Source organism: Nocardia sp. NPDC003269 (assembly GCF_042888005.1).
Taxonomy (GTDB): domain Bacteria; phylum Actinomycetota; class Actinomycetes; order Mycobacteriales; family Mycobacteriaceae; genus Nocardia.
On the sequence record NZ_JBIAPA010000001.1, the window covers coordinates 245,809 to 261,749 of the forward strand.

The following is a 15,941-nucleotide window of genomic DNA, read 5'->3' on the forward strand; positions in this document are numbered from 1 at the left end:
CCGGATTGAACAGCAGCTGTCCACCAGACGAAGATTTCGGGGTCCGACACCACATGCCAGACATTCGCCAGGCGCAGCGTGCCTTCGACGCGGGCGTCCTCTCGCTCGGTCTGTCCATCGACGGTCAGGAGTCCGCGCGCGACGAGGAGTACGCGAAGCTGGCCTTCCAGCGCGCGACGGAATGGGATTCGTCGATGTGCGACGCGTGGCTCGGCCGCGCCGCCGCGGGCGAGTTGACCAAAGAGGTGCTGTTCAATCTCCATCGCACCAGCCTCGATTCGCTCGGCCGCGAGCAGCGCAGGCTCGGCCTGGCGCCGCGGGCGATGGCGGGCCGCTTCCTGCCCGGCCTCTACATCGACTACCCGCTGGCCGGGCTCACCGAGATCTGGCTCGCCTGGGCCGCGCAGCTGATCGCCGACAAGGACTACGACCAGGCCGAGCAGGTACTCGACAAGCTCGCCGAATTGCGCGCCGCCCGCGCCGACGATCCGGACAAGCAGATCGACGACCGGATCAGCGCCTACATCCGCGGCATCATGCACTACAACACCCAGCGCTGGCCCGACGTGATGACCGTGCTGGCCGGCTCGGCGGACTGGAAGGACCCGTACCTGGCCACCGGCGCGAACGTGATGGTCGGTACCGCCTGCGCGCAGCTCGGCCTGTTCGGTGAGGCCGTGCGACGGATGGAACAGGCCGAGGCGGGCCCGATCCCATCGGCCAGGTTCACCGCGATGTACAACCGCGGCCTGTGCCTGCGCGAGTCCGGCAACGAGGCCGAGGCCCAGAAGCTGTTCGAGCAGGTCTATTCCCAGCTGCCCGACTTCACCGCCAACACCAACGCCATGCGCGACCGCACCTTCCGGATCGTGGTCACCACCCGCGAAGTGATCGACGCCCGCACCGACAAGTGGGACCCCACCTCGGCGCCCTCGCTGGCCGCGATGAACGAGGCCGCCGCCGAGGATCGCGCGAAAACCGTCCTCGCCGAGGCACGGGCGCAGCTGGACAAGCAGGTCGGGCTGGCGTCGGTGAAGAACCAGGTGGCCAAGCTGCAGTCGTCCGCGCAGCTGGCCAAGATCCGCGCGGGCAAGGGCCTGTCGAGCCAGTCCCGGGGCCAGCACCTGGCCTTCACCGGTCCGCCCGGCACCGGTAAGACCACCATCGCGCGCGTGGTCGCCAAGATCTACTGCGGTGTCGGACTGTTGAAGACCGACAAGGTGGTCGAGGCCAAGCGCGTCGATTTCGTGAGCCAGAACCTCGGTGGCACGGCCATCAAGTCCGAGAAGCTGATCGACAGCGCCATGGACGGCGTGCTGTTCATCGACGAGGCGTACACGCTGATCCAGACCGGCCTGTCCGGCGGTGACGCCTTCGGTCGCGAGGCCGTCGACACCCTGCTGGCCCGGATGGAGAACGACCGCGACCGGCTCGTGGTCATCATCGCGGGCTACGACGGCGAGATCGACCGGCTGCTGGCCGCCAACGACGGTCTGGCCTCCCGCTTCGCCAAGCGTCTCCAATTCCCTTCGTACACCGCCGAAGAGCTGGGCCGGATCGGCGAGATCGTGGCGAACGGACGCGATTCGCAGCTGGCGCCCGCGGCGCTGGAGACCCTGATCGAGACCTGCGGGTTCCTCTACGACCTGGAGAGCACCGACCAGAGCGGGCAGCCGCGCCGCGGCGTCGACCTGGCGGGCAACGGCCGCTTCATCCGCAATGTCATCGAGGCGGCGGAGGAGGAACGCGAGTTCCGGCTGGCCAACACCGACGGGCTCGACCTGGCCGAAGTCGACGACGACGTGCTGATGCGGATCGAGGAGACCGATATGCGCACCGCGCTGACCGGCATCGTCGCGACGCTCAACGTGGGTCAGGTACCCAACCTGAGCTGAGCCCGAATGTCACGGAGGCCCGGTGCGCATCGCACCGGGCCTCCGTCGCGTCTTCGGCTACTTGGTCGCGGAAGGCAGCGAATCGTAGCTGGTCAGAGCGTCTTTCGCGGAAAGCGTCGGGCCGGGGACGAGCTGACCGATGATCGACCACGGCGCGAGTCGCGGCTTGTCGCCCAGCCCAAGCACCGCGGCGGTCGCGGCGTCGGGAATGCCGTAGCGAATCCCGTTGTCGGCCACGTAGAACAGCGACTCCCGACGCAGGCTGCCCGGCTCGGTGCCGGTGACCTGCACGAATTCGCCGGTGCTCGGCGGCAGGTAGACCGCGTCCATCCGGTCGCCCGAACCGTCGGCGGTCGCGAGGGTCACCGGCTTGACCGAATCGCTCAGCGGCAGCTTGGTTCCGGCGAGCAGGGTCACCGTCGCCCGTTCGGCCGGGCCGTCGACGGAGCTGCCCTGCGCGGCCGCGACACCCGGGTTCTTGGCCCAGTTCACACAGGCCACCGGAGCGTCCTCGGCCGCCAGGATGCGCGGCTTGCGCTCGGGGAAACCGTCGACCGGCAGGGTGTGCAGCACCGGCATCCGGTCCAGCGCGTCCGGGGCCAGTGCGGCGATCTCGCGCATGCCCCGGGAATCGGCGTTGCGCAGCAGGTCCGCGGTGAACTCCGAGACCCGCTGGACCCCGTCGGCCAGCACCACGTACATCGTTTCCTGACCCGCGGCCTGCACCCCGGTCACCGAGATGATGCCGCCGATCGGCACATTCGACAGCTTGCCGGGGCCCGGCTCGCCCGCGCGCTCGATCGTCGGCACCGCCAGCGGCGGCGCCTGCGTGGTGGCGCCCAGCACCGCGCTGCCGATCGGGCGGACCTGCTTGCCGGACAGGCCGAGGGTGCGCGCGACCACCGAGTTGTTCGGATCGAGTTCGGCTCTGGTCCCCTGGTACACCAGGTAGGTCTTGTCGTCGCGACGCACCAGCAGCGCGTCGTCGGCGCCGGTGGCGCCGATCCGGTCCCCGGTTTCCGGCTTGCCGACGATGGCGGTGGTGAGCCCGCCGGTGGCGCCGGACGCGCTGCCGGAGGCCGAGAGCTGGGTGGTCTCGCACAGCGTCCAGTTCGAGCTCGCGCCCTGCTTGGATCCCGGCATGGCGGCGGGTGCGCCCGGGATGCCGAGCAGCGGGCCGCGTGGCATCGAACCGAGCTTGTCGTCCTTCACCGATTTCGGCGTCTGCGCGTCACCGGCGATCAGCCGGGCCGAGGCCAGGTTGAGCACCGGATGGAGCGTCTTCTCGCCTTCCTTGGCCTCGACGACCACGTACATCGCGCCGCTCTGCTTGCCGCTGACGATCAGCGCGTCGCCGATCGCGCCCTGCGGCTTGAGAAAGCCGAGAATGGCCGCGCCGGCCACGATGATCAGCCCGAGCACCGCGCCGACCATCATCGACCGGCTCTGCGACCGCATCGGATCGTGCAGCATGCGCACATCGCGGCGGACCAGCGCGTGGTCGAGCCTGCGCAGGAGGAAACGATAACCGTTGACCTGGGCCTTGGTTGTCAGCTGTGCCGGCACAGGGACTCCATTGCTGCGTTGATCACCATCTCGTCGGACACGGTACCGTAAATCCGGAATTGTCCTTCACCATGATTCGACGGATGCCAAGCAGGGACAACGATTTTGAACAACAGTATGAACGGCGGGCAAACCGCCGGCGACAATGCCTACGACACGCTGCGTGACCCGGAATTCTGGCTGTTCAGGATGTATCCGCTGCGCGCGTGTGTGCCGGTCGCGGTGCTCGCGGCGATCGTGGCCTGGGTCGTGCTGGCGACGACGAATTCGGGCTACGGGGCGATCGGCGGGGCCGTGGCCGTGCTGTTGATCGGGCTCGTCCCGATCCGGCGGCGCACGCTCGCCGTGCGATTCGGCGGCTGGCTGGGGCGCCGCCTGCGCGGTCGCACCGAAACCCTGGACCGGGCCCCCGCCTTCGACGTGCCGCTGCCCGAGGGCGGCGGCTGTGGCGTGCGCTGGGACGGCGATCTGCTGCTGACCATGCTCCGCATCGATCCGCCGCCGGACACGCTCACGCTGCTGCGCCGCGGCACCCTCAGCGCCGACCAGCTGCTGCCGATGACCGAGATCGCCCGCTGCCTCGACCAGTTCGACGTGGAGCTGGTGAGCATCGACGTGATCGCCACCGGCGCGCGCACCGCGGGCACCGGCGCGGCCGCGCACCTGTACGACCGGATCCTCGGCCCGCTGCCCGCCATCGCGCACCGCACCTGCTGGCTCGTGCTGCGGCTGGACCCGGTGGCCAACGCGGCGGCGGTGGACAAACGCGGCGGCGGCGCGACCGGCGCCCTGCGCACCATGATCATCGCCACCCGCCGGGTCGCCAATCGGCTCGCCACCCACGGCATCGACGCCGCGGTCCTCACCGCCACCGAGATGAACAGCGCGGTGCGCGAACTGACCCACGGCTTCGACCCGCTGCGGCTCACCGAGTCGGCGCACGGCCTCGAGTCCGAGTTCGGCAGGCACCTGACCCACTACCAGCTCACCGCGCCGATGATCGGCACGAACGGGCTGGCCGAGATCTGGTCGCTGCCCTCGCTCTCGACCACGGTCACCCTGCGTCTGCACCCCGGCGCCCGTCGCGTCGGACGCGCGTACGACAAGGCGGGGACCGTCGTGCTCAACGCCGTCGTCCGCTTCGATTCGGTGGCGCCCTACGAGCAGGCGCCGGTCGCCGGACTGCGCGAGCTGCCGGGCAGTCAGCGCCGCATCCTGCTGGACACCCTGCCCATCGGCGCGGCCGACGACCTGGGCGGCCGGGACGGCTACCGGGGCACGCTCACCGCGCTCACCGACATCTCGGTGCCGACCACCGGCTGTGGTCAGCTGATCGGGGCCGACGAGCGCGGTCAGGGCATCGCGGTCCCGCTGATCGGCGCGGGCACCCGCCACGTCGACGTGATCGGCAACCTGGATCTGGCCCAGCAGGTCGTCCTGCGCGCCACCGCGCTCGGCGCCCATGCCGTCGTGCACACCGCGCGGCCGCAGGCCTGGCAGTCGATGGTCGCGAACCTCGCGACCCCGCAGCTGCTCTCGATCGCGCCGAGGGCGGCGGGCGCGACTCCGCAGACCCCGCCGGGGCCGCCGCCGGTGCCCGCGGCGCCCTACCCGACGACGACCGTGCTGGTCTTCGACGGTATCGCCCCGACCAGCCACCTGGGTGGCGCGACCATCGTCGAGGTCCGCACCGCCGAACGTGATCCGGAGGCGCTCGCCCCCGACGTCACCCTCGTCCAGGACCCGTACGCCCCCAACCGGATCACGGTGCGGACGAGTACGGGCAGCGCGACGGTGTCCATGGTGACGACCCCCGACGAGATGCACTACATCGGCGAATCCTTGGCGGCCCGCTGATTTCGACAAAACGGGGCATGACTCGTGCCGTCGGCACTGTCACGCCCCGTTTTCCGTCGGGCCCTCAGGGAGCCACGCTGGAGCGCTCCGGCGCTCCAACAACTCAGAAGTCGGCGAAACCGTCGCCGACCTTGCCGTCGGCCTCGAGCGCGCGGTTCAGCGCGGACTCGACCTGAGCGGCGAGCTTGTCGAGCTTGTCGAGGGTGTCGGTCAGCTCGGTGGTGACGTTCTTGTGCGCGGTGTCGAAGTTCGAGATCGCGTTGTCACCCTGCAGGTTGTTGCGGAAATCCGAAGCGGCGCCCTCGAGTTCGTCGATCTCGCCCTTCATCTTCCCGCCGTAGGTCTGCAGGTCGCTGAACAGCTCGTTCATCGCCGCGGGATCGTAAAGAATGGTCATGAGCTCAGTTCCTGTTCGTTTCTGATTCGCGGTCAGAGGTTGGTGTAGCTGCCGCCACCGCTGGTGGAACCACCGCCGGACAGGCCTGCGCCGTCCATGTTCACGAGGGTGGACTTACCGGTGTTGACCGCTTCGGTGAGCCGGTCGAACTTCTTGTTCAGAGCATCGGCCTCGTCGTGCCAGGCCTGGGCGACCTTCACGAACTCGTCGGAGGCGTCACCCTTCCAGCCGCGGAGCACGGCCTGGGCCGCGTCGTCGATCTGACCGACCGACGTCCGCAGGTTGTTGATCGTGCCTTCGAGCTTGGAGACGACGCCGTCTACGCCGCCGGCTTCTACACCTACTGGTCCCTGAGGGGGCATGTGCCGAACCTTTCCTACTTGATGGTTGAAATGGGAGATGGCTTAGTCGGGCCGCCACCCCCCACCGGGAAGCCCCTCGAGGAGCGCACCGACGGCCTGGGTCAGGCGATGATCGGTGCCCGGCGTTATGGTCGACCACACCTGCCCGTCGGGCGCCGTCATCGGCGCGACGACGATCCGGCCGCGCGCGGTGTCGTACACCGCGACCGCGCCAGGGGCTCGGGTGGTCAGCCCGTCATGGTGGACGGTGGCGACGATCTCGGTGTAGCCATGGCAGGAGCCGAAGGCCGCGCCGAGGACGGTCGCCTCGTGCGCGTCGATACCGAGCGCGTACATCGCGTCCACGTACTGGGAAGTCGTTTCGGCGGCGTCCAGGCGCGCCGCCAGATCGTCGGCCGCGACGCTCACCGCCGACACCTCCGCCGGCGCGCAGTGCGGCAGCGCGGCGAGCAGCAGGCGGGTCAGTTCACGGTCGGAACCGTCGATCGCCTTGGTGCCGATCTCGAAGCCGCCGCCGACGCGGACGGCGCTGGCGTGACCGGCGCCGCGGCGCGCCAGGCAGATCCGGCGCGCGTCGCCGTCACCGTAGCTGCGCGCGACGAGTTCGGCGTCGGGCTGGGCGAGGGTGTGCAGCGCGTCCGCCAGGTCGGGCTCGACGTCACCGTAGCCGTCGAAGATTCCGGCGGCGGTGAGTTCGGCGACCGCGGCGTCTCTGGCGGCGCGCCAGTCGTCGAAGCTGTCCTGCTGCGGACCCACGGCCAGGACCAGTGGCAGGGTCTGGACGCCGAGCCGATCGGCGACGGCCAGCAGCGAATCGTTGGTGAGGGTGGTCATGGCCGCCCCTCCGCTGTCGTCGTCGACGTGCCACCGGTCTGGGGTGCCGCGCGTTCGGCGACGCCGAGCACGGCGGGGGCAGCCTGGATCTCGCCTTCGGCGACCAGCTGGTCCGATTCCTCGTAGGCCAAACCCGCGCGCGGGAAGCGGGACCCCGCGTCGTGCCCACCGGCGCCGGGCGCCATCGCACCGGGGACGACCGGGGCGGCCGGTCCGGCAGGCGTGGCGACCGGCGTGGCCTGCGGCGCGGTGGTGACCGCGGCGGTGGACTGCACGAAAACCGGTGCGCGATACGCGGTCTGCACCGGTGCGGGCAGCGACGGCAAGGCGCCGAGGCCGATCGCGCCGAGCCCCGACATCCCGGCCGCACCCGGCGACGCGGGGGTTCCCGCCTGCGCCGACTGTTCGCCGGCCAGCGCGGTCTCCGGTGCGATCGGCGGTGGCGGCGCGTGCAGCCAGGGCGTCGCCAGTGGTTCGGTGGCCGCCTCGTAGCTGCGCATCACCCGGGAGGCGACCGCCTTCGCCACGTCGGCATCGGCGTCGGTCTGCGCCGCGATGGCCTTGATCGGGGCGCCGAGCGCGGTGCCGACCTGTTCCAGCGCCTGCTGCATCGCGGTGATGGCCGCGATGTCGGCGCTGTTCGGCATCGCCAGGGCCGCCACCTCGTAGGCGAGGACCTGGGCTTGCAGCCGTGCGGCATTGGCGGTCGCGGCGGCCGCGGTGTCGATCAGCCACTCCCGCAGGGTCGAGATCCGTTCCCACACCTGCTCGCTGCTCCCGGACTTCCAGGAGCCGCGCAGGGTCTGCAGCACCTGCTCGTAGTCGAGCACGGCCGCGCCGAAGGCCGCGGCGAGCCGCGTCCAGGCGGCGGCCGCGTCGGCCATCGGCATCGGTCCGGCACCGGTGGTGAGGTCGGTGGCGAGCTTGTGCGGCTCGCGTGCCTCCCACACCACTCCGGTGAAGCCGGGCTGCGGTGGTTCGATCATCGGTGATGAATGCCTTTACGCCGCGGGCCCGTTGAAGCCGGTGGTGTTGTCGGTTTCCATCTGGTCGAACTCCGAGACCTGTGCCCGCAGAGTGGCGGCGAGCTTGTTCATCTCGTGCGCGCCCGCCTCGGCACCGGTCAGGTAGTCGTCGGCGACACCGTTGACGGTGGTCGCGGCGCGCGCGGACACCTCGTCGACGCCGGCCGGGGCCACCCGGAGGGTCGGGGCGACCGCGGACAGCTCGGTGGTGAGCCGGTCGGCGATCCCGTCCAGTGCTGCCGCGGCTTTGCTCGCCGCGGCGGAATCGAATTCGAAGGTGTTGCTCATCTGCTGCTCCTGTCGTGGTCGTGCCGCGTCACAGTGAGAGTTCTTTGTCCGGTGGCGCTTCGGTGGTCACCGGTTCGGCGGCGCCGACGACCGGAGTCGCCACCCCCGCGATCTGGCCGACGACTTCGTCGCCGTGATTGCCGGTCACCAGCTGTGAGTGCACGGCCTCGCTGCCGCCACCGTCCACCGCGCGGGCCATCGGCATACCCGCACCCGCGCCGGCGCCCATCGGCATGTAGCCCGGCGCCGAGCCCGCCGCCGAGGCGGTGGTCGTGCTCGCGCCACCCGAGGTGGTGCCGCCGGTGCCGCCGAGCGCGCCGGTCGCCCCGACGGTGGACAACCCGCCGCCGCGTCCGCCCTGCCACGGGCTCAGCGGCGAGGACGCCGCGCCCGCGCCGCCGATCGCGCCGATGCCGCCGATCGCGCCGCCACCGCCACCGCCGCCGGCCAGGCCCTCGGCGGTTTCGCTGTCGGCGTCGGTGATCTCGGTGCCGGTGGTCGCCGCGTCATCGGTCGTGCCGGTGGTGCTCGTCGACAGCGAACTCACCTGCTCGGCCAGCGAACCCAGCGACGACACCGCGGTGCTCGCCGTACTGATCAACGGCGAGATCAGGCTCATCAGCTGGCTCAGCGAATCGCTGCTCGCGTCGACACCGGTGGGCGCGTTGGTCACCTGGACCTTCTCGCCCGCCTGCGCCATCTCACCGCTGCGCGCCACCATCTCGGCCTTGGTCTCGGCCGTGATGGCCAGGCCCTCGGCCATGGCCTCCATCGTGGCCGCGATCAGCACCGCTTGACCGCCCGGCGTCGCCGCGTAGAGCGGGGCCAAGGCCAGGGTGGCCGAATAGCGCGCGATCACCGCGGCCAGCTTGGCGCCACCCACGGCGACGTTGCCCGCCGCATGGGTGAGCACCGCCTTCTCCTGCGTGCTCTGCGTCGCCAGTTTGGCGCCGTCGGACTGCGCCGCGGTCGCCTTGTTCGTCGCCTCCATCGCCGCGGCGCTCTGCCACAGCTGCATCACCGTCTGCAACGCGGTCGACCCGAGCGACATCGCCGTCTCGAGCACCGAGGTGATGTTCGACAGCGCGTCGGTGGGATTCGACGACGTGCCCGACGTGGTGCCGGTACCGCCGAGCGCACCGGTGCCGAAGGCGGAGGCCAGTTCGGTGAGCGGCTGCATCAGCGCGGTCAGGTCGATCGTCGGCAGCGCGGGCATTTCCGGCAGCTGGATGAACTCCGGCAGCTGCGGTAGCTGCGGCAGACCCATCGAGCTGAGCACCTGGCTCACCGGCTGGTCCAGCATCGGCGCCAGGGAACTGCCGCGCAGCAGATCGAGCACGGTCGGATCGACCGATGCCATCGCACCGGCCGTGCTTCCCCCGGGATATGTCATGGCTACTGATCGACCGCGGCGATGCCCAGCTTGGCCGCCCCGTCGGCGCCCTCGTAGGTCGACGCGGCCTGCGCGGCGGTCAGCGCGGTACCCGCGTGCACCGCGGCGAGCTGCGCCACCGAGGTCAGGTGGTTGGCCTGCGCGTAGGCGAACGACAGCAGGAATTCCTGGCCGATCAGGCCGAAGACGGGCACCGCGGCGGCCATCGTGGCGGCCTGGTCGACCGCGCCCGCCTGGGCGACCCCCGCCGCCATGGTGGCCGAGGCGCCCGCGTACGCACGAACTGCATCGGGAACTACCGCAACGTGATTCATGGCTCTCGTCCAATCTCGAAACAGCCCATGGTGTTTCGTTACTTTATCTACCCGTCGGAAACCCGCGCCACACAAATCGGTGGTTAAGACCAGTTGAATCTCACGTGCCGGTTCGGTTATAGGCCGTCACCAGCTCGGCGCGCTCACCGAACGCCCGGTGCGCGGCGGCCTGCGCGGTCTGCACCAGCACCCGCTCGAAATCGGCCGGTGACAGCGTGCTGACGGCGGTGGTGAACGCCAGTCCGATCAACGCGCCGCTCCCGTCGACGGTCACCGTGACCGCCCCGTCGGGCGAGGTCTCCTGCGCCCTGATGCCGCTGGTCGCCTCGGCCAGATCCTGCAGCCGATAGAGCTGGCCCTGCACCTTCGCGATCAGCTCGTCCATGGTTTCGACCATCGCCGTGTCCTCCCCGCTCCGCTCGCTAGACCGACCGTAGCCAGCTGTCCGGCTCGGTGTCGTACTCCTGCTCCTCGACGATCTCCGCCGCCGCGACCTCGGCCTCGGTCGGCAATCCGGTCGCGGCCAGCAGCGCCGGATCGAACCCGGCCGCCGCCAGCTGATTACGCCGCGCCAGGCCGGCCCGCTTGGCCGACTTCTGGCACAGCCGCAGGATCTCGGCCGCCAGGTCGGCGGGATCGCGGCGCAATTGATCCGGGTCGACGGTGATGCCCACCGGCAAGCCCTGCTCGGTGGTGCGCACCGCGATCGCGCCGGTCAGCGACGACGCGCTGAACTCGGTCGGAAACTCGTCCATCGATTCCCCTCCCATCCGCCCTAGGCCCGATCATCCCTGATGGCTCTGACAACTTCGGCGATCTGGCTGTTGATCAGCGAGACCACCCGCCGGCGATCGGCGCCGACCGCCACCGGCGGCGTACCGGGAACGATCACGTAGCGACCGTCATCGGTCAGATCGCGCCAGCCGAGCCGCAATCGGAGGATCCCCCTCGGCCCGAAACGCGACCAGCCCTGCTCGATGTCGATGAAGCCGTCACGATCCAGCCGGGCCTGCTGAAAGGTCTGGGTCTGTACCGCGGCGTCGTCGTCGTAGTGCTGCACCAGCGAGCGGCCGTAGCTGCGGTCGAACTGATCGTCGCCCGGTTCGTCGAGGCGGATGTCCTGGCCACGGCCCGCCTCGGCCTCGGGCAGGTGATCGGCGATGATGTCGCCGAGGGACAGCGCGCTGTGGCGGGTGACGACGAATCCGGCCGCGTGGTAGAGGGTTTCACCGGGCAGCTGCCGGACCAGGTAGCCCAGCTCGCCTTTGCGCACGGCGAGCATGCGCACCGAGTAGGCGGGATCGATCAGCTTCTCCCCGCCGCCGTAGCCGCGCACCGCGATCCGGATATCGGGGTGCGTGAGCACATCGATGATCTCGTCGAGCTCGTGGCCCCACCGCTGCCGGATCCGCGCCCACGCGTCCTTGCGCCCGAATTCGGCCTCGTCCGCGTCGCCCGGCGCGCCGGTGTGGATGAACGGGTCGGGCATGTACTCCTCGTCGAGACCCGTCCACAGCGCGTCGAACTCGTCGCCGGTGAATTCCCAGGTGGGCGTCACTGTTCCACCACCGGCCTGGCCACGATCGGCGCGTCACCGATGGCCTCGTCCAAGTGGTCCGTCGAGTCGAGGTAGTCGGCCCGCTTGTGTTCCTTCTGCTGGCCCTGGCCACCCGCGCCACCCATCGGCGACATGGGCATGCCGCCCATCGGCGAACCGGCGGCCGAGGAGGCCACACCCGTGCGGAAGCCCTCGGCCCCCGTGACGGCCGAGGCGCGCGGGAACAGCTTGGACGCGCTGTCCAGGCTCGGCGAGAGCGGTGCGGCGCCCGCACCCGCGCCACCGCCGCCTGCGCCCGAGCCGCCACCGCCGCCGCCCTTGCTCGCGGCGCTGAGCGCCTTCTTGGCCTGATCCTGGAGTGAGCTGAGTGCCGAGGAACCCGGAATACCCGCCAGGGAGCTCTGTTCGGCGGCCGAGGACGCCTGTTCCAGCGCGGACTGCGCGGCCGAGCTCGCCTGTTCGAGACCGGACTGCAGTGCCGAGGTCAGCTGATCGGCGCCGGAGGAACCGCTCGAGCCGCTGCCACCGTTCTGGCCGCCGGAACCGTTCTGGCCACCCGTGGTGTCCTTGCCACCGGTGTCGCTGCCCGACTTCTGTCCCTGCAGTTCGGCGAGCGCGCGATCGATGGCGGCCAGGGCTTCACCGGATTTCGAGCTGGAACCCGAGCCGGAGCCCGAACCCGACCCCGAACCGCTGCCGTTTCCACTGCCGTTGCCGTTGCCGTTTCCGTTCCCGGTGCCGTCGCCCGTGGTCGGCGCGGTCGGCTCGGGCAGCGTGGGGATATGGCTCGTCGTGCTGTTGAGTCCGGGGACATAGGTGTTCCACATGACCTGGCGGCCATTCTTGGCGCAGGTCTCCTTGTCCGCCTGGGCCTGGGTGCCGTTGGGGTCGGAATAGCAGCGGGGCAGCATGAGCGCCGTCGCCAGTCCCTTGGAGGTGGCGTTGATCCAGCCGACGGTGTAGTCGAGCGCGGCGGCCACCTGTTTGGTCTGCTCGACCAGCAGACCGTTGGCCTCGTGATACGCCGACATCGCCGACATGGCGCGCGTGGCGCCGCCCGGGCTGGTCCAGCTCTTCTTGCTCGCTTCGACTTTGGCGTTCAGATCGTCGAAACCCGTTTTGAGCAGATCCGCCAGGTCACCCCAGAACAACGCGGTGTGCGCCAGATTGCCAGGAACCGTCGACAGCGACGACATGATCGCCTGGAGCTCGTTGTAGTTGTAGTTGGGGGTCTCGGCCTTCATACCCGCCGGATCGAATGTCTTGCCGTCGGCCAGGATCTTCGGCAGATTGACCGCGGTCGCGACCGCCGGATACTGCACGACCGTCGGCGGCAGCACGACTTTCATGCTGGCACTGCGGCCCTGCTCGATCTTGGTGCGCAGCGATTCCAGGTCTACTTTGCTGCCGTCCTCGGCGCCCTTGTAGTGCCGGGCCGCGTCGAGAAAGGTGTTCGCGACATTGTCGAGGACGGTCTCGTGCTTGCCGAGCACGGTCTTCAGCTGACCGGCCTTGCCTTCGAACTGCTTCGACAGTTGTTTACCCGACTCCAGCGAGGAGAAATCGGGCAGGTTTCCCACGCCTTCGGCGGCGGATTTGACGGAATTGACCCAGTACCGCGCGTTGTTGGCGGCTTCGACCAGGTTCGGCAGCGCCGACGGCTCGAGCATCAGCGATCCATCCGAGGCTGCCGATCGCAGCCCCGCCCACTGATCCTGCGCCGATGGTCCCGTCATGAAGTCGACCCTCCCTGTCCGTACCGGTGCCGCCTCGCGCCCCGCCTGGCACCGCTACCACGACACCGCCGATTCGCACGGCTTGCTAACGATTCTACGGTCTGACAGATGAATTCCGCATGTACAGCGGAGATCCCGCTGGTGGCGATGGCTCGACCATCCGCCGACGCCGACCTCACCAGCTCGCGTCGGTGGCCGTCCGCGATGGATCCCGCGAACCGTCCGCCTCGTCGGTCGAGAGCCGTTCCCGCTCAGGCGAGTTGGGCGGTTCCAGCGATGCCTCCACGGGCTGTGGAATGGCGAATCCGTCCATCCCGTCGACCAATTCGGTGATCTTCGGCAGCCGGGCGCGTTCGCGTTGCAGCGGCGCCATCATCTCCTGCGTCTTGCGCGCGACCTCGGTCGCGGCCTGCTGCGCCGCTTCGGTGACGGCCTTGGCGATCTCGGTGTAGGTGAGATCGTCGATGTCCGGCGTGAACTTGGTTTCGATGACCTTGTAGTCGGCGTTGACCGTGACGGTCACCCGCTTGCGCACGGTGGCACTGGCGACGATCTTCGCCCGATCCTGCTGGACCTGCGCGATCGCCTTCATCTGCTGCTGCACGGTCTCGAGGATGTCGGCCATCTGCGCCTTGGCGTGTTCGTTGGTCATACCCGATTCCCTCCGACTCCCGAGCCGACCCGACCAGCCCGTCGGTGAGCGAGCACACCACACCCACCCCGCCCACGCAACAGCACGACCGGTCAGCTCACTGCGCCAAGCCCACGGTGTGCGTGCCGAGCAGACCGCCGAGATTCAGCTCGAACCAGGCGGCGTCGACGTGATATCTGTCGGCGGGGAAGACCCGCGTGAACGCCTCCCTGGCCACGGCCGCGCGCTCGGCGGCCTCGACCAGCCCGAGGACGGACTCCTTCTGCGCCTGCGACGCGTTCTCGCCGAGCAGCCCGGTCACCACGTCGACGACGGTCCTGGTGTCCCACATCCCCGGCACCGCGGGAGCGAGCGCGTCGGCGCCCGCCGAGGCACCCCGATACCAGCGGCCGCCCTCCCACCAGTAGCAGAAGGTGAGCAGACCGTTCTCGGCCCGCCGGTTGATCACCGGTGCCGCGACCCAGTCGGGGGCACCGAGGTAGAAGTCCGGCATCGGCAGATCTTTGTTGTAGACGGCGTCGAGTTCCGGTGCGTTCCACACCCCGCCGGAGAGCACGGCGCGGTCGCCGGGGAGCAGGCACAGGGTGGAACCACTGAACTTGGAACCCTCGAAGACATGGAACGCCGGTGTCACCCGTGGGCCCCACTTGGAACCGACCGCGACGAAAGCGGCGGCGATCAGGGCCCATCGGCGGGCCATCGGCACCAACGCGGGGAACTCCACGTCCGGCGCCGAGCCCGCCGCGCTGCGGCCCGCCGCGAGATCCGCGCGCGCCCGCTCGGCCGCGGCCACCGGACCGCGCACCTGCCGGTTGTCGTGGCGGATGTAGGCGGCCAGCCAGATCGGCAGCTGCGCCCGCGGATAGATCTCGATGTCGGTGCGGTACACCGTCGGTGGGAACAGCTGATCGTCCGGGAACGGCTCGTCGCCGTAGTCGTAGTCGACCTCCATCTTGCCGGTGTTGGTCAACGTGAGCAGGTAGCGCCACCACGGACCGTCGCCCATCGAGGCGGAGAGGTGCCGGTGCTCGCGCAGCAGGTCGAGCAGCTCCGGACTCGGGAAGACCCGGGCGAACCGCCCCTGCTCATCGTGGAAGACGATCATCGACACCTCGGCCGCCGCCGTCATCGCGAACGACGCCTCGACCTCGGTCCATCCCGGCGGGCCGAGCGCCGCCACGGTTTTCGCGATGCGATGGCTCAGTGCGGCGGCGCGCTCGGGAATCCCGTCGTCGGCGGCCACCACCGTGGTGAGGGTGAATCCGACATCGGGATCACCGGCCAGCTCGTCAGCCACTGCGCACTCCTTCGTCTAGTCCCGGTGCTCGCCGAACCGCGCGATCACGGCGCCCGACTCGTCCCATCGGGTCCTGGTGAGCAGCGCGCCGTCGGCGGCGAAGACGGTTTCTTCCTTGCGGTTTCCGGTGGGGAACCATTCGAGCCAGTGGCCGACCTCGTGCCGGTCGGCGTACTCGCTGGTGTAGCGCGGGGTGCCGTCGAGGTACCAGCCGCGCGTCGGCCCGTCGCGGTAGCCGTCGGCGTAGGTGGCCAGCTCGGTGACGGGGGCGCTCGGCGCGGGGCGGCGGAACTCCTGACCGGTGAACGGCACGCCACGGTAGTACATGCGGGTTTCCGTTTCGTCCCAGCGCAATTCGGGGTCGTCGGACGGGACCGCGTCGGCGGCGACGCCTTTGCGGGTGAGCTCGTCACCGAACTCGATCAGCGTTCCCGCCGCGTCCCAGACCGAGTGGGTCTGCAAGACGCCGTCGATGTCGTAGACGTCTTCGAGGCGGCGGGCGCCGTCGGGGTACCACTCCTGCCAGGTGCCGACCGGACGGTTGCGGTAGAACTCGCCGTTGTAGCGCATGGTGCCGTCGGGGTACCAGCCCGACCAGTCGCCGTCCCGGTCGCCGTCGTCGTAGCTCCAGTACTCGTGCCAGGTGCCGTCGGGGCGGGTGTGGGTCACCGCGCCGGTGTACGGCTCGTCGCGATAGGACAACCGGCCGGTCGCCGGATCGATCCGCACATCCGGATCGTCCCATTCGATCGGATCGTCACTCACCT

General features: G+C 69.8%; 17 protein-coding genes. 2 read left to right on the plus strand and 15 right to left on the minus strand.

The genetic code is table 11. The features are described 5' to 3' along the window. Positions 1-53: 53 nt before the first annotated feature. Positions 54-1,895: a type VII secretion AAA-ATPase EccA gene (eccA, locus tag ACFYWJ_RS01150; RefSeq protein ID WP_355271352.1), complete on the plus strand. Its 1,842-nt coding sequence runs from the start codon at positions 54-56 to the stop codon at positions 1,893-1,895. A gap of 57 nt (positions 1,896-1,952) precedes the next feature. Here eccA and eccB read toward each other — a convergent pair whose 3' ends face one another. Continuing rightward, positions 1,953-3,461, minus strand: a complete 1,509-nt coding sequence (gene eccB / locus ACFYWJ_RS01155; RefSeq protein ID WP_355271350.1) for a type VII secretion protein EccB — start codon at positions 3,459-3,461, stop codon at positions 1,953-1,955. Positions 3,462-3,578: 117 nt separating this feature from the next. Between eccB and eccE the strand changes: the two genes are divergently transcribed. After that, a complete protein-coding gene (eccE, locus tag ACFYWJ_RS01160) occupies positions 3,579-5,318 on the plus strand; it encodes a type VII secretion protein EccE (protein ID WP_355271348.1) in 1,740 nt (579 codons plus the stop codon). Positions 5,319-5,421: 103 nt separating this feature from the next. Here the strand turns inward: eccE and ACFYWJ_RS01165 are convergent, their stop codons facing one another. The 14 genes from ACFYWJ_RS01165 to ACFYWJ_RS01230 all read right to left on the minus strand — a co-directional run bounded on the left by ACFYWJ_RS01165 (position 5,422) and on the right by ACFYWJ_RS01230 (position 15,939). Next, positions 5,422-5,715 (minus strand): WXG100 family type VII secretion target, encoded by a 294-nt coding sequence (locus tag ACFYWJ_RS01165; protein WP_022567327.1) that lies wholly within the window; start codon positions 5,713-5,715, stop codon positions 5,422-5,424. A 32-nt stretch (positions 5,716-5,747) separates the two neighbouring features. After that, positions 5,748-6,077 (minus strand): WXG100 family type VII secretion target, encoded by a 330-nt coding sequence (locus ACFYWJ_RS01170; protein WP_218717557.1) that lies wholly within the window; start codon positions 6,075-6,077, stop codon positions 5,748-5,750. A gap of 42 nt (positions 6,078-6,119) precedes the next feature. Continuing rightward, positions 6,120-6,911: an ESX secretion-associated protein EspG gene (locus ACFYWJ_RS01175; RefSeq protein WP_355271346.1), complete on the minus strand. Its 792-nt coding sequence runs from the start codon at positions 6,909-6,911 to the stop codon at positions 6,120-6,122. Further along, positions 6,908-7,897: a PPE domain-containing protein gene (locus tag ACFYWJ_RS01180; protein ID WP_355271344.1), complete on the minus strand. Its 990-nt coding sequence runs from the start codon at positions 7,895-7,897 to the stop codon at positions 6,908-6,910. Before ACFYWJ_RS01180 ends, ACFYWJ_RS01175 begins: the two co-directional genes overlap by 4 nt. 15 nt (positions 7,898-7,912) lie before the next feature. Then, positions 7,913-8,224, minus strand: coding sequence for a PE family protein (locus ACFYWJ_RS01185; protein ID WP_355271342.1), 312 nt, complete (start codon positions 8,222-8,224; stop codon positions 7,913-7,915). 28 nt (positions 8,225-8,252) lie between these two features. Further along, the gene (locus tag ACFYWJ_RS01190) at positions 8,253-9,584 is read right to left on the minus strand and encodes a hypothetical protein (protein ID WP_355271340.1); all 1,332 of its coding nucleotides are present in this window, start codon (positions 9,582-9,584) and stop codon (positions 8,253-8,255) included. 35 nt (positions 9,585-9,619) lie between these two features. Continuing rightward, entirely contained in the window at positions 9,620-9,931 is a 312-nt protein-coding gene (locus ACFYWJ_RS01195) for a type VII secretion target (RefSeq protein WP_355271339.1), read from the minus strand. Positions 9,932-10,031: 100 nt separating this feature from the next. Continuing rightward, positions 10,032-10,328: a YbaB/EbfC family nucleoid-associated protein gene (locus ACFYWJ_RS01200; protein ID WP_355271337.1), complete on the minus strand. Its 297-nt coding sequence runs from the start codon at positions 10,326-10,328 to the stop codon at positions 10,032-10,034. Between the two features lie 25 nt (positions 10,329-10,353). Then, on the minus strand, positions 10,354-10,686 hold the full coding sequence (locus tag ACFYWJ_RS01205) for a hypothetical protein (protein WP_355271335.1): 333 nt from the start codon (positions 10,684-10,686) through the stop codon (positions 10,354-10,356). Positions 10,687-10,706: 20 nt separating this feature from the next. Then, entirely contained in the window at positions 10,707-11,489 is a 783-nt protein-coding gene (locus ACFYWJ_RS01210) for an ESX secretion-associated protein EspG (RefSeq protein WP_355271333.1), read from the minus strand. Beyond that, complete coding sequence (locus ACFYWJ_RS01215; protein WP_355271332.1) at positions 11,486-13,159, minus strand: hypothetical protein; 1,674 nt, start codon at positions 13,157-13,159, stop codon at positions 11,486-11,488. Before ACFYWJ_RS01215 ends, ACFYWJ_RS01210 begins: the two co-directional genes overlap by 4 nt. A 241-nt stretch (positions 13,160-13,400) precedes the next feature. Continuing rightward, positions 13,401-13,877: a YbaB/EbfC family nucleoid-associated protein gene (locus ACFYWJ_RS01220; RefSeq protein WP_355271330.1), complete on the minus strand. Its 477-nt coding sequence runs from the start codon at positions 13,875-13,877 to the stop codon at positions 13,401-13,403. A 97-nt stretch (positions 13,878-13,974) separates the two neighbouring features. Continuing rightward, entirely contained in the window at positions 13,975-15,174 is a 1,200-nt protein-coding gene (locus ACFYWJ_RS01225) for a hypothetical protein (protein ID WP_355271328.1), read from the minus strand. 15 nt (positions 15,175-15,189) lie between these two features. After that, a complete protein-coding gene (locus ACFYWJ_RS01230) occupies positions 15,190-15,939 on the minus strand; it encodes a hypothetical protein (protein ID WP_355271326.1) in 750 nt (249 codons plus the stop codon). Positions 15,940-15,941 lie beyond the last annotated feature (2 nt).